Source organism: Escherichia whittamii (assembly GCF_014836715.1).
GTDB classification, from domain to species: Bacteria; Pseudomonadota; Gammaproteobacteria; order Enterobacterales; family Enterobacteriaceae; genus Escherichia; species Escherichia whittamii.
On record NZ_JACSQI010000005.1, the window covers coordinates 174,480 to 188,460 of the forward strand.

At 53.2% G+C, this 13,981-nt stretch carries 14 protein-coding genes; 6 read left to right on the forward strand and 8 right to left on the reverse strand.

The window, feature by feature from the left end:
• Position 1: 1 nt before the first annotated feature.
• The 6 genes from arnC to arnF are packed head-to-tail and all read left to right on the forward strand — an operon-like array spanning position 2 to position 6,209.
• Positions 2–970: an undecaprenyl-phosphate 4-deoxy-4-formamido-L-arabinose transferase gene (arnC, locus tag H9644_RS10350; protein ID WP_191774451.1), complete on the forward strand. Its 969-nt coding sequence runs from the start codon at positions 2–4 to the stop codon at positions 968–970.
• Positions 970–2,952: a bifunctional UDP-4-amino-4-deoxy-L-arabinose formyltransferase/UDP-glucuronic acid oxidase ArnA gene (gene arnA, locus H9644_RS10355; RefSeq protein ID WP_191774453.1), complete on the forward strand. Its 1,983-nt coding sequence runs from the start codon at positions 970–972 to the stop codon at positions 2,950–2,952. The genes arnC and arnA overlap by 1 nt, the downstream gene beginning before the upstream one ends.
• Positions 2,949–3,842 (forward strand): 4-deoxy-4-formamido-L-arabinose-phosphoundecaprenol deformylase, encoded by an 894-nt coding sequence (gene arnD, locus H9644_RS10360; protein ID WP_064526676.1) that lies wholly within the window; start codon positions 2,949–2,951, stop codon positions 3,840–3,842. The genes arnA and arnD overlap by 4 nt, the downstream gene beginning before the upstream one ends.
• Entirely contained in the window at positions 3,839–5,491 is a 1,653-nt protein-coding gene (gene arnT, locus H9644_RS10365) for a lipid IV(A) 4-amino-4-deoxy-L-arabinosyltransferase (protein ID WP_191774455.1), read from the forward strand. The genes arnD and arnT overlap by 4 nt, the downstream gene beginning before the upstream one ends.
• On the forward strand, positions 5,488–5,823 hold the full coding sequence (arnE, locus tag H9644_RS10370; protein ID WP_064526670.1) for a 4-amino-4-deoxy-L-arabinose-phosphoundecaprenol flippase subunit ArnE: 336 nt from the start codon (positions 5,488–5,490) through the stop codon (positions 5,821–5,823). The genes arnT and arnE overlap by 4 nt, the downstream gene beginning before the upstream one ends.
• Positions 5,823–6,209 (forward strand): 4-amino-4-deoxy-L-arabinose-phosphoundecaprenol flippase subunit ArnF, encoded by a 387-nt coding sequence (gene arnF / locus H9644_RS10375; RefSeq protein ID WP_191774457.1) that lies wholly within the window; start codon positions 5,823–5,825, stop codon positions 6,207–6,209. Before arnE ends, arnF begins: the two co-directional genes overlap by 1 nt.
• Here the strand turns inward: arnF and pmrD are convergent.
• From pmrD to elaB, 8 genes are all read right to left on the reverse strand, one after another.
• Positions 6,203–6,469 carry a signal transduction protein PmrD gene (gene pmrD / locus H9644_RS10380; protein ID WP_064526664.1) on the reverse strand — a complete coding sequence of 89 codons (267 nt, stop codon included), beginning with the start codon at positions 6,467–6,469 and terminating at the stop codon, positions 6,203–6,205. The genes arnF and pmrD overlap by 7 nt on opposite strands.
• 109 nt (positions 6,470–6,578) lie before the next feature.
• A complete protein-coding gene (menE, locus tag H9644_RS10385; RefSeq protein WP_191774459.1) occupies positions 6,579–7,934 on the reverse strand; it encodes an o-succinylbenzoate--CoA ligase in 1,356 nt (451 codons plus the stop codon).
• The gene (menC, locus tag H9644_RS10390) at positions 7,931–8,893 is read right to left on the reverse strand and encodes an o-succinylbenzoate synthase (RefSeq protein ID WP_191774462.1); all 963 of its coding nucleotides are present in this window, start codon (positions 8,891–8,893) and stop codon (positions 7,931–7,933) included. The genes menE and menC overlap by 4 nt, the downstream gene beginning before the upstream one ends.
• Entirely contained in the window at positions 8,893–9,750 is an 858-nt protein-coding gene (gene menB, locus H9644_RS10395) for a 1,4-dihydroxy-2-naphthoyl-CoA synthase (RefSeq protein ID WP_000640000.1), read from the reverse strand. Before menB ends, menC begins: the two co-directional genes overlap by 1 nt.
• Positions 9,751–9,764: 14 nt before the next feature.
• The gene (menH, locus tag H9644_RS10400; protein WP_191774464.1) at positions 9,765–10,523 is read right to left on the reverse strand and encodes a 2-succinyl-6-hydroxy-2,4-cyclohexadiene-1-carboxylate synthase; all 759 of its coding nucleotides are present in this window, start codon (positions 10,521–10,523) and stop codon (positions 9,765–9,767) included.
• On the reverse strand, positions 10,520–12,190 hold the full coding sequence (gene menD, locus H9644_RS10405) for a 2-succinyl-5-enolpyruvyl-6-hydroxy-3-cyclohexene-1-carboxylic-acid synthase (protein ID WP_191774466.1): 1,671 nt from the start codon (positions 12,188–12,190) through the stop codon (positions 10,520–10,522). The genes menH and menD overlap by 4 nt, the downstream gene beginning before the upstream one ends.
• Positions 12,191–12,278: 88 nt before the next feature.
• Complete coding sequence (gene menF / locus H9644_RS10410) at positions 12,279–13,574, reverse strand: isochorismate synthase MenF (RefSeq protein ID WP_191774468.1); 1,296 nt, start codon at positions 13,572–13,574, stop codon at positions 12,279–12,281.
• Positions 13,575–13,652: 78 nt separating this feature from the next.
• On the reverse strand, positions 13,653–13,958 hold the full coding sequence (elaB, locus tag H9644_RS10415; RefSeq protein ID WP_064526644.1) for a stress response protein ElaB: 306 nt from the start codon (positions 13,956–13,958) through the stop codon (positions 13,653–13,655).
• Positions 13,959–13,981: the final 23 nt, after the last annotated feature.

Genomic DNA, 13,981 nt, shown 5'->3' on the forward strand with positions numbered 1-13,981 from the left:
AATGTTTGAAATCCACCCTGTTAAGAAAGTCTCGGTGGTTATTCCTGTTTTTAACGAGCAGGAAAGCTTACCGGAATTAATCAGGCGCACCACCGCAGCCTGCGAAACACTGGGGAAAGAGTATGAGATCCTGCTGATTGATGACGGCAGTAGCGATAATTCCGCACAAATGCTCGTCGATGCCTCACAAGCGGAGGGCAGCCACATCGTGTCCATTTTGCTTAATCGTAATTACGGACAGCATTCTGCGATCATGGCAGGTTTCAGCCACGTTACCGGTGATTTAATTATTACCCTTGATGCCGATCTCCAGAATCCGCCGGAGGAGATCCCCCGTCTGGTAGAAAAAGCCGATGAAGGTTACGACGTGGTGGGTACTGTGCGCCAGAATCGCCAGGACACCTGGTTTCGTAAAACGGCATCGAAGATGATTAACCGGCTTATTCAGCGCACTACCGGCAAAGCGATGGGCGACTATGGCTGTATGTTACGCGCCTATCGCCGTCATATTATCGATGCCATGTTGCACTGCAATGAGCGCAGCACCTTTATTCCAATTCTGGCGAATATCTTCGCTCGCCGCGCCATTGAAATTCCGGTGCATCATGCCGAGCGTGAGTATGGCGAATCTAAATACAGCTTTATGCGTCTGATTAATTTGATGTACGACCTGGTAACCTGCCTTACAACTACGCCGTTGCGTATGCTGAGTCTTCTCGGCAGCGTGATTGCGATTGGGGGTTTCAGCATTGCGGTACTGCTGGTGATTTTACGCCTGACCTTCGGACCGCAATGGGCAGCTGAAGGCGTCTTTATGCTGTTTGCCGTGCTGTTTACCTTTATTGGCGCTCAGTTTATTGGCATGGGATTACTCGGTGAATATATCGGCAGGATCTACACCGATGTCCGCGCCCGTCCCCGCTATTTTGTTCAGCAAGTTATCCGTCCATCCCGCAAGGAAAATGAATAATGAAAGCCGTTGTTTTTGCCTACCACGATATGGGTTGCCTCGGTATTGAAGCCCTACTTGCTGCCGGTTATGAAATTAGCGCCATTTTTACCCATACCGATAATCCTGGCGAAAAAGCCTTTTATGGTTCGGTGGCTCGCCTGGCGGCGGAAAGAGGCATTCAAGTTTACGCGCCAGATGACGTTAATCATCCGCTGTGGGTGGAACGCATTGCCCAACTGTCGCCGGAGGTGATTTTCTCTTTTTATTATCGCCATCTCATTAGCAACGAGATTTTGCAACTCGCTCCCGCAGGCGCATTTAATCTGCATGGTTCGCTGCTACCGAAATATCGTGGTCGCGCGCCGCTGAACTGGGTGCTGGTGAACGGTGAAACGGAAACGGGTGTTACATTGCATCGAATGGTTAAACGCGCCGATGCCGGGGCCATTGTTGCCCAACTGCGCGTTGCCATTGCGCCAGATGATATCGCCATTACGCTGCATCATAAATTGTGTCACGCCGCGCGTCAGTTACTGGAACAGACGTTACCCGCCATCAAACACGGTCATATTCTGGAAATCGCCCAACGCGAGAACGAAGCCACCTGTTTTGGTCGCAGAACACCAGAGGACAGTTTCCTCGAGTGGCACAAACCGGCAGCCGTATTGCATAACATGGTGCGCGCCGTCGCCGATCCGTGGCCTGGCGCCTTCAGCTATGTTGGTAATCAGAAATTCACCGTCTGGTCGTCACGCGTACATCCTCATACGTCCACAGCACGGCCGGGAAGCGTGATTTCTGTCGCTCCGTTGCTGATTGCCTGTGGTGATGGCGCGCTGGAAATCGTCACCGGACAGACGGGTGACGGCATTACCATGCAAGGCTCGCAATTAGCCCAAACGCTGGGGCTGGTGCAAGGTTCACGGTTGAATAGCCAGCCTGCCTGCGCCGCGCGGCGCCGTACCCGAGTGTTGATCCTCGGGGTAAATGGTTTTATCGGTAACCATTTGACAGAACGCTTGCTGCGCGAAGATCACTATGAAGTTTACGGTCTGGATATTGGTAGTGACGCGATAAGCCGTTTTCTGAATCATCCGAATTTTCACTTTGTCGAAGGTGATATCAGCATTCATTCCGAATGGATTGAGTATCACGTCAAAAAATGTGACGTCGTATTGCCGCTGGTGGCGATAGCCACACCGATTGAATATACCCGCAACCCGCTACGCGTATTTGAGCTCGATTTTGAAGAGAATCTGCGCATTATCCGTTACTGCGTGAAGTACCGTAAGCGAATCATCTTCCCGTCGACTTCAGAAGTTTATGGGATGTGTAGCGATAAATATTTCGATGAAGACCATTCTAATTTGATCGTCGGCCCAGTGAATAAACCACGCTGGATTTATTCGGTGTCAAAACAATTACTTGACCGGGTGATCTGGACGTATGGTGAAAAAGAAGGTTTGCAGTTCACCCTCTTCCGCCCGTTTAACTGGATGGGGCCACGACTGGATAACCTTAATGCAGCGCGAATTGGTAGCTCACGCGCGATTACACAACTCATTCTCAATCTGGTGGAAGGTTCACCGATTAAGCTTATTGATGGCGGAAAACAAAAACGCTGCTTTACTGATATTCGGGATGGTATCGAAGCGTTGTTCCGCATTATCGAGAATACGGGAAATCGCTGTGACGGTGAGATTATCAACATTGGCAATCCTGATAACGAAGCGAGTATTGAAGAACTGGGCGAGATGCTGCTGGCAAGCTTTGAAAAGCATCCGCTGCGCCACCACTTCCCGCCGTTTGCAGGCTTTCGCGTAGTAGAAAGCAGTAGCTACTACGGCAAGGGATATCAGGACGTGGCGCACCGTAAACCGAGTATCCGCAATGCCCGTCGCTGCCTGGACTGGGAACCGAAAATTGATATGCAGGAAACCATCGATGAAACGCTGGATTTCTTCCTGCGCACTGTCGAGCTTACGGATAAATCATTATGACCAAAGTGGGTTTACGCATTGATGTCGATACCTTTCGCGGTACCCGCGAAGGTGTACCGCGTCTGCTGGAAACCATGAGTAAGCATAATATTCAGGCCAGCATTTTTTTCAGCGTCGGCCCGGACAATATGGGCCGCCATCTCTGGCGACTGGTGAAACCACAGTTTTTGTGGAAGATGCTGCGCTCAAACGCGGCATCGCTTTATGGCTGGGATATTTTACTGGCAGGTACAGCATGGCCAGGAAAAGAGATTGCTCATGCCAACGCCGACATCATTCGTGAGGCGGCTAAACACCACGAAATCGGCCTGCACGCCTGGGATCATCACGCCTGGCAAGCCCATAGCGGTAACTGGAGTCGGCAAACGATGGTGAACGATATCGCCCTCGGTCTTCGTACGCTGGAAGAGATAATCGGCCAACCGGTAACCTGTTCCGCCGCCGCGGGCTGGCGTGCCGATCAACAAGTGATTGAGGCAAAAGAAGTGTTCCATTTGCGCTACAACAGCGATTGTCGCGGGGTGATGCCGTTTCGTCCGTTACTCGAGTCAGGGCTCCCCGGCACTGCACAAATACCGGTAACGTTACCCACCTGGGATGAAGTGATTGGCCGGGATGTGAAAGCGGAAGATTTTAACGGCTGGCTACTCAACCGCATCCTGCGAGATAAAGGAACGCCGGTTTATACCATTCATGCCGAAGTTGAAGGCGGCGCTTATCAGCAGAATTTTGTGGATCTCCTGAAACGCGCCGCTCGTGAAGGCATTACGTTTTGCCCATTAAGCGAGCTGCTAACAGAGACATTGCCTGTCGGGCAAGTTGTTCGCGGTACTATTGCCGGACGTGAAGGCTGGCTGGGTTGCCAGCAGGCTGCGGGAACTCGTCCATGAAATCCATTCGCTATTACGCAGCATTCTTTGCGTTTATTACCGTCTATTATCTCTTGCCGATTAATTATCGTCTGCTTTGGCAACCTGATGAAACGCGTTATGCGGAAATCAGTCGGGAAATGCTGGCCTCCGGCGACTGGATTGTGCCCCACCTGTTAGGGCTACGTTATTTCGAAAAACCGATTGCCGGATACTGGATTAACAGTATTGGGCAATGGTTATTTGGCGCGAATAACATTGGTGTGCGGGCAGGCGTTATCTTTGCGACCCTGTTAACCGCCGCGCTGGTGGCCTGGCTTACTCTCCGTTTATGGCGCGATAAACGTCTGGCACTACTCGCCGCGGTGATTTATCTCTCGCTGTTTATTGTCTACGCCATCGGCACTTATGCTGTACTCGATCCATTCATCGCATTCTGGCTGGTGGCGGGAATGTGCAGCTTCTGGCTGGCAATGGACGCACAAACCAGGAAAGGCAAAAGCGCGGGATTTTTACTGCTGGGATTAACATGTGGCATGGGGGTGATGACCAAAGGTTTCCTCGCCCTCGCCGTGCCGGTATTAAGTGTGCTGCCGTGGGTAGCAGCGCAAAAACGCTGGAAAGATCTCTTTATTTACGGCTGGCTGGCAATCATCAGTTGCGTACTGACGGTTCTCCCCTGGGGGCTGGCAATAGCGCAACGGGAGCCTGACTTCTGGCACTATTTTTTCTGGATTGAGCATATTCAACGCTTTGCGATGGACGATGCCCAACACAAAGCCCCGTTCTGGTACTACTTGCCGATTATCATTGCCGGTAGCCTGCCGTGGCTGGGATTACTCCCCGGCGCGCTGCGTGCTGGCTGGAAAAACCGCAGCCATTCCGCAACCGTCTATTTGTTGAGCTGGACGGTAATGCCACTGCTGTTTTTCTCCATCGCCAAAGGCAAATTACCCACCTATATTCTCTCCTGCTTTGCGCCTTTAGCGATGTTGATGGCGTATTACGCTTTGCAGGCAGCAAAAAATAATCCGCTGACGTTGCGGATTAATGGCTGGATCAATATCGCATTTGGCGTTACTGGCATTATTGCCACGTTTGTTGTCTCTCCCTGGGGACCAATGAGCACGCCAGTCTGGCAAACTTTCGAAATCTATAAAGTCTTTTGCTCATGGTCGATTTTTTCGCTGTGGGCATTTTTCGGCTGGTATACATTAACGAACGTGGAAAAAAACTGGCCTTTTGCGGCGCTTTGTCCGTTGGGGCTGGCGTTGCTTGTGGGTATTGCGATCCCCGACAGAGTCATGGAAGGCAAACATCCGCAGTTTTTTGTTGAGATGACGCAAGAGTCACTCCAGCCGAGCCGCTATATTCTTACTGATAGCGTCGGTGTTGCCGCAGGTCTGGCATGGAGCCTGCAACGCGATGACATCATCATGTATCGCCAAACGGGTGAATTGAAATATGGCCTCAATTATCCGGATGCGAAAGGCAGATTTGTCAGCGGTGATGATTTCGCCAGCTGGCTTACTCAACATCGCCAGGAGGGGATTATTACTCTCGTGCTTTCGGTTGACCACGATGAAGACATTAACAGTCTCCCCATTCCACCTGCTGACGCCACCGATCATCAGGGACGTCTGGTGCTCTTTCAGTATCGGCCTAAATGATCTGGCTGATATTAGTCTTTGCCAGCTTGCTTAGTGTTGCCGGGCAACTCTGCCAGAAACAGGCGACGTGCTTTGTGGCGATAAACAAACGGCGCAAACATATTGCGCTGTGGCTGGGGCTGGCACTGGTTTGTCTGGGGCTGGCAATGCTGCTCTGGCTGCTGGTATTGCAGAACATACCGGTGGGTATTGCCTACCCGATGTTGAGCCTGAATTTTGTCTGGGTGACGCTGGCAGCAGTAAAACTGTGGCACGAACCTGTGTCTTTTCGTCACTGGTGTGGGGTGGCCTTCATTATTGGCGGCATTGTGATTCTGGGGAGCACGGTGTAATGGGCCTGATGTGGGGATTATTCAGCGTCATTATTGCTTCTGCTGCGCAATTAAGCCTCGGTTTTGCGGCGAGTCATCTGCCGCCGATGACGCAGTTGTGGGATTTTATCGCTGCGCTTTTGGCTTTTGATTTCGGTGCCCGGATGCTGATCGTCGGCCTGGTTGGTTATCTGATCTCCGTTTTTTGCTGGTATAAGGCATTGCATCGGCTGGCACTCAGCAAAGCCTACGCCTTACTGAGTATGAGTTATGTACTGGTATGGATTGCATCAATGGTACTTCCCGGCTGGGAAGGAACTTTTTCTGTGAAGGCACTGCTTGGAGTAGCCAGTATTATGGGTGGATTAACGCTGATTTTCCTGCCAGTTCGAAATAAAAATCACTGACGATTTCTGGATGTTTTGCGTACATTCTCCCACTCTTCGCCACTGTAGCTTCGGGCATCAATAACTTTAATTGTGCGTTGTGTATCCCGGTTAATGCAGTACATCGCATCCTGTAGCGGTGAGAGTAAATCACCAGGCTGAACAATGACATCGTTGCACACTTCGGCAATCATTTTGAGAGCACCACTGGTATCACTAAGGACCAATACATGGCGATTTTTTGCCGCACCGCAACACGTCTTTTTTACTAACCACTCCATTGCACCTCCCTGTTAGATAAGAATTTTCATATTAATTTACAGATTAACATGTAAACCCATTATCAATGACAATGGAATGGTAAAAATGAGAAGTAAAACCGATGGTTAATTATTGCAGGCGTTGCACCCACTCTTTTAGCGCCTGACGTGAAATCTTAATGCCGCCGTTTTTCAGTTCAGGCGGCAGCGTTAGCCAACGCACCGGTTGTTGAAAACGGGCCAGCTTGTCTTTCACCCATTCGCTGAGATCAACGCTTTGCTGGTCATACTCCACAACCGCTACCGGCCGATGACCAAACTCGTTGTCTGCGACAGGGACGATAAACACCTGCAAAACCGCAGGATGCGCGGCAATCACACGTTCGACTTCTTCTGGCTGAATGCCTTCGCCACCGCTGAAGAACAGATTGTCTAAACGTCCGACAATGGTCAGCTTGCCATTATGCATCTCACCGCGATCGCGCGTAGCGTACCAGCCTTCGTCATTAACCAGCGGCACCAGCTGCCCATTACGCCAGTAACCTTCTGCCATGCTGGCAGCCCGCAGCCACACTTCATCATTAACGATTTTCACTTCCCGACCCGGCAGCGGCGAACCGACGTCAGCCAGACCGTCCGCTTCTTTCGCGCAAACCGTGGAAGCGAACTCCGTCAGACCATAGCCGCAAAAGCAACGAATCCCCTGCTCGCACGCCTGTTCCGTCAACTCGACCGGGATAGCCGCACCGCCAAGCAACACCGCTTTCAGGGAAACTGAACTACGGTTAACCAGCAAACGCCAGAGCTGCGTCGGCACCAGCGAGGCGTGAGTACAACCTGCCAGCATTTGCTCTAGCGGTTGTTTATCGCGTACCGTCATCTGCGCACCAGCGTATAACCAGCGCCACATAATTCCCTGACCAGAGACGTGAAACAGTGGCAAAGAAAGCAGCCAGTCATCGTTCTCACCAAACGGAATTAGCGATAACACCCCTTCAGCACTGGCAAGATGGGCCTGATAAGTATGAACAGCGGCTTTTGGCAAGCCAGTGGAGCCGGAGGTTAATGTCATCGAACAAAGACGTGTCGGCTGCCACGCAGCGGCATATACGTCTTCGATCGCCTGAATATGCAGCGACGTTAACGCCGGAAACGTGTTTTCCCCTTCCGGCACCAGCGCAAATTGCAGAGTGAGATTTGGCAGCAATTCCTCAAGCAATGGTTGCGGCAGTTGCGGATTCACGGGCAGCACTCGCGCACCACATTGCAGTAACGCCAGCCAGGTCAGCAGCGTTTGCGGCGTATTCCACGCCCGTAGCATCACGCCACTGCCCGCAACCACACCCTGTGCGGCAAAGCCCGCAGCTAACTCATCAACGCGAGCACAAAGCTCGCGCCAGTTAAGTTGCTCGTCATTGAGACGTAAGGCAACGGTATCTCCCCGCACTTGCCGCCAGTGACGCCACGGCCAGTCAGAAAAGATCATAACAGTCGCTCCAGTGCATCAACGTCCACGACAGGCAGCGGGCTATCCGGCCAGCGACGAACCTGCTGCACCTGCATCAGATCCAGCGTGTCCAGCCCCGGAATAGTGTCTGGCGTTAACCAGGCAGCAATCCGCGCCAGTTGCGTTAGACCTAAGCTCGATTCGATGGAAGAACTGATCACTGCCGTCAGCCCCAGCGCATGCGCCGCCTCTACCTGCTCGCGCACTTTCTCCAGGCTGCCCGTGAGCGTGGGTTTGATAACCACCGCACGTACGCCTTCTTCCGCCACAAAGGCAAAATCTGGCTCGCGCAGACTTTCATCCCAGGCAATGGCAATGCCGGTTTCACGGGCAAACGCACGCGAATCATCGCGGGTTTTGCACGGTTCTTCGAGAAAAGCGATGCGGTCGCGATAATCCGGGTTAACGTATTTGGCAAACTGCTGGCCTTTCAGCGGCGTCCATGCGCGATTCGCGTCAAGACGCAAATGCAGATCCGGAACCGCCTCCAGCAACAGATTCACCACCATTCCGTCGCGTACTGCTTCGTACAATCCTACTTTGACCTTCGCCACTTTCTCGCCAGGCATATCGGCAAGTTTGAGGATCAGATCGTCAGGATCGCCATTACACAGTGGCGCAGCACGGTAATTTGCCGCCTGCGGCAACGTGTCTGCCAGCTCCGCCAATGCACAGCTTACGCCAAAGGCGACGGAAGGCATCTGCGGTAGCTCGCAATCGCCTGCCAGCCAGTCATTTACCCAGGCAAGTAGCACGCTTTGCGCCTCTTCCCAGGTTTCCTGACTGAAGCCCGGTAGTGGGGAGATCTCCCCCCACCCTTCGCGCTCGCCCTCGCGCAGGCAAACGTACAGCCCGTCGCGGGTTTTTAACCGCCTGTCGCGCAGAACCACCCCCGCGTCCATGGGGATCTGCCAGCGGTATACCTGCGCGCTACGCATTACGGATTCCGTTTGAATTTGCTGAAATCAGGCTGACGTTTCTGGTTGAAAGCATTACGACCTTCCTGACCTTCTTCCGTCATGTAGAACAGCATGGTGGCGTTACCCGCCAGCTCTTGCAGCCCCGCCTGACCGTCACAGTCGGCGTTCAGTGCAGCTTTCAGGCAACGCAGCGCCATCGGGCTGTTTTGCAGCATTTCGCGACACCAGCGGACAGTTTCTTTTTCCAGATCGGCCAGCGGTACAACGGTGTTCACGAGGCCCATATCCAGCGCCTGTTTTGCGTCGTACTGACGGCACAGGAACCAGATTTCACGCGCTTTTTTCTGCCCGACAATGCGAGCCATATAAGACGCGCCCCAGCCGCCGTCGAAGGAACCGACTTTCGGGCCAGTCTGACCGAAGATGGCATTTTCTGCCGCAATGGTCAGGTCGCACATCATGTGCAGAACGTGACCGCCGCCGATGGAGTAACCTGCTACCATCGCGACGACCGGTTTCGGACAGGTACGGATCTGGCGCTGGAAGTCCAGCACGTTCAGGTGATGTACGCCAGAGTCATCTTTATAGCCGCCGTAGTCGCCACGCACTTTCTGGTCACCGCCAGAGCAGAACGCTTTATCGCCTGCACCAGTCAGAATGATCACGCCAATGTTGTCGTCATAACGTGCATCCGCCAGCGCCTGGATCATCTCTTTTACCGTCAGAGGACGGAAGGCATTGCGCACCTGCGGACGATTAATGGTGATTTTTGCGATACCGTCGGTGGATTTTTCATAACGAATGTCCTCGAAACCTTCGGAGCAGTCGTGCCATTCAACCGGTGCGTAAAGCATTGCTTCATCAGGATAAATCATATTGTGTCCTTTAGTCAGAAACGCAAGATCTGCGCCAGACTTGCGATTACGCCAGCGGGATTTTCCCGGTGCGCGTTATGTCCGGCGCGAGGAATGACATGGCAGTCGGCAGCCAGTTCCGCCGCCAGAGCGCGGAATTTGCTGTCACGTTCACCACATAAATAATAAAACGCAAATGTGCGGGCGCTAAGGTTAGCACGTAAATCAGGCTGAACGGCGAGAGAAGTGGCCTCCAGCATAGCGGCAAGGGTTGCGCCGTTATTGTTGCTGCGCAGCGTCACCAGCTCCCGGCGTTGATCATCATTGAGCGAGGCAAAAACAGGCTGTTGATACCAGTCGGTAAACACCGCCGTTAACGGTTCTGAGCAAAAACGCTGCGCCCAGCGGTGATCGGAAAGCTGGCGTTCCGCACATTGTTCAGCACTTTGCAGCCCAGGATGCCCACCTTCGACAATCACGCCACTCAGTCCCGACATCCCCTGACAAGCCGCCATCATCGCCACCCGTCCACCAAGCGAATATCCCACCAACCAGTAGTTTAGTATGTTGTAACTAACAAGGGTTTTACGTAGTAAGTCGGTGACATCAGCAAAACCACCGACACGAATTGCCGCCGAACCACCGTGTCCGGGGAGATCAATATATAAACGCGAATAATCAGCAAACGCCTCGCCGACTTCCTGCCATTCGAGGCAATCGCCGGAGAAACCATGCAAAAACACCAGCCAGGGTAAACCTGGCTTACCGTGTTTTGCCTGCGCGTGCAGGATCATAAATGGCTTACCTGCGCCAGCAATTGCTGGAGGGTTTGCGCACCATCGGTGTCGTTAACCACCATTTCAATCACCGTGGTGGTTGGGATGCGCCACGCGCCTGCCAGAACCGATTCAAATTCATCCCAGTTTTGTGGGCGATGATATTTCAGCTCAAACATCGCGGCAGCGTGCTCAAAATGGACGTTTTGCGGCATCAGATAGAAACGCTCGCGCTCGCTTTTCGGCGTCGGCAGCAGCGAGAAAATTTGCCCGCCGTTGTTGTTCACCACAATTAATACCAGCGGCGCGGAAACCTGACGTAACAAGGCCAGCGCGTTCAGGTCGTAAAGTGCGGAAAGATCGCCAACAATCGCCAGTGTCGGTTTACCACTGGCCCGCTGAACGCCTGCAGCCGTTGAGATCAGGCCGTCGATACCGCTGGCCCCTCGGTTGCTATATACCGGATAACCTGCCGGAAGTTGCGAGAGAGCATCGATCAAACGCACTACCAGGCTGTTACCGACAAACAGTTGCCCCTGTTGTGGCAGATAGTCGCTGATGCGGTGCGCCAGTTGCGCTTCGCCAAAAGCATCGCGGCGGGCAACAACTGCCTGCATTGCCTGTTCAGCCAGACGCGGGATCTCCACACACCAGGGCTGACGTTTTTCAGCCGGATGCAGCTCCAGCCAGTCGGCAATATTGGCAACCAGGCGACGCCCACGGTGGTGTGCCGGGTCAAGCTGCCCTTCGATGTTATCAACAATCCAGTACTCTTCTGGCTCACAGCTTGCCTGCCATTGCAGTAACCGTTTGCCCGTCAGGCTGCTCCCAAGTTGCACGACAATCTGCGCCTGCTTCAACTCACTCACCGCTTTGGCATTGCCTAACCAGAGATCGGCACAAGGCAGCGGCTGCCCGGTTTGCGACAGCACATCGCCAATCAGCGGCCAGCCAAGAGTTTGCGCCCACAGGGCAACTTTTTTGCCCTCTTCCGCACTCATGCGCCCGGCAACCACCACGCCGCGCTTTTGCCGCCAGAAGAACCAGTCGCGCTGTTTTTCACTCTCAAGACGAGGCGCTTCACGCAGCCACGGTTTGTCGCCCTGCCACCAGTCGCCAAGACGTTGTTGCCAGCTAAGTCCGGTATCGTCCATCTCACCATATAACGGTTCGGCAAACGGGCAGTTGATATGGACTCCGCCCGCATGCAGCGTGCCTAAAGCGTGGTCGATAGTAGAAACCAGCCAACGGGCGGGAATATCCTGAGTCGGGCGCGGTAGCGAAATGCTATGCGCAGGATGAGAGGCGAACATACCCGGCTGACGAATTGCCTGATTTGCGCCGCAGTCAATCAGTTCCGGAGGACGATCGGCGGTTAACAGGATCAGTTTTTCTCCGGTTAACCCCGCTTCAATCAACGCAGGATAGAGATTCGCTACCGCCGTGCCGGAAGTCACTATCACCGCCACTGGCTGTTTGCTGACCTTCGCCAGCCCCAGCGCCAGATGCCCCAGCCCACGCTCATCAAAATGAGTGTGGTGAATAAATGCGGAATTCTCCGCCGCCGCCAGAGTTAATGGCGTAGAACGAGAGCCAGGGGCGATGCAGACGTGTCTGACGCCATGACGTGTTAATGCTTCCAGAATGACCGCCGCCCAGCGTCGGTTAAATGCGCTTACTGACATGAGTTTGTCCGGTATCAATATTGCGGCTAAGTATAAGGAGCTACAAAAATAGATTATTGATATGAATCGGTAATGATGCGACTCATTACTATTCCAATTGTAATAAAGTGCGCAGTCCTGCCGCTTTGTTGTCGATTTCCTGCCACTCTGAATCGGGGTCTGAGCCTCGGACAATACCCGCTCCGGCATACAATCGCACGACATTGCCACTGATTTTCGCCGAGCGCAGGGAAACGCATAATTCGCTTTGTTGTAATGAGAGATAACCCGCAGAACCGGCATACCATTCACGGGTGAACGGTTCGTGCCGGGCGATGAACTGCCGCGCCAGATCGCGCGGTAAGCCTGCCACCGCTGCCGTTGGCTGCAACTGATGTAAACAGATCACATCATCCGCTTTGTTGAGTGAAGTCCAGATACAGCGACGCAGATGCTGCACTTTACGCAGACGAAGCACCTGCGGCGGCAATACATCGAGTGTCTGGGTATCTGCCTGCAATCGCTGGCAGATATCTTCCACCACCAGCATGTTCTCGCGCTGGTTTTTATCATCCGCCATAAGCCACTCGCCCAGTTGCTGCGCCTGTTTATCATCAGGATGATTCGCAACAGTCCCCGCCAGTGCTTCAGTACGCAACGCTTTGTCACGCCGCCGCCAAAGCCGCTCAGGAGATGAACCCAGGAACGCGGTTTCGCCATCAAAGGCCATGTAGAAATGATAGCAGTTCAGGTTCAACCGACGGCTGGCAGCCATCATTGCCGCCGCGTTAACTGAATCGGAGAAATGCAGGTCGGTCGCCCGCGCCAACACCACTTTATCCAGTTCACCTTCAGCAATGGTGTCGGTCGCCAGTTTAATTAACCGCGTCCAACCTGGTTTGTCCGGCCAGTGATTTTCTTGGGTGATGGTTAAATGCAGGGCTGGCAACGGTTTAATGTTTGCCAGAGCAGCAATGAATTCCTTTGCCTGATATGCATCTTGCTGAAGGGAGTGTTCGCTGAAAAGGGTCAGTCGAAGGGTCGCTTTGCCTGCACAGCGTCGCCATTCCAACCGCGGGAGAAGTAAATTGCCCTGGGAAGGGTCAAACGCATTCAGCCCCCAGATACGTAAGTCGGTGTGAACCGGGTGTTGTCGGAGAAAACGCTGCGCCTGCGCCAGCGACGAAAAGCTGGCTATTGTCCCCAGCACGGCAGCCTCTTCATCACCATTGCGTTGTTGCCAGTAAAATTGTGGATACATTTTCTGGCTGGCCAGCCAGCTTAAGGCATCAAAGGCGTCATTTAATGGGAAAGGAATATCAAAAACCCGAATGCCGGGCGTCGCTGGAAACTCTTGCGACAGATGGCGCAATAGATTTTCCAGCGCCGTAGTGAGTGATTGCACGCGGACCTCTCCCTGTTAAAAGCCTCACATTATACGGGGTACTGCAAAAAAAATGCAGTACCCCAGTGTAGGGAGGTTTTAACGGCGTGCCAGCAACAGTCCTAATACCAAACCAACCGCAGCGCCAACGCCAATCCCCTGCCACGGTTTTTCATGAACGTAGTCATCGGCGCGATAAACCGCTTGCTTCGCCCGATAGTAATAGCTGTCCGAAGCCTGACTGACTCTTTTTTTCACATCATCCAGCGCCTTCTCTGCTCGCGCCTTCAGCTCAATATATTTCTGATCGGCGGGATCGCCAGAGGAGCGCAGCACTTCTTCCAGTGTTTCACTCAGCAACGTCAGGTCGTCATCGATGCGTGTATCACCAAATTGATTAGACATTCTCATTCTCCATTTGCTTAAAA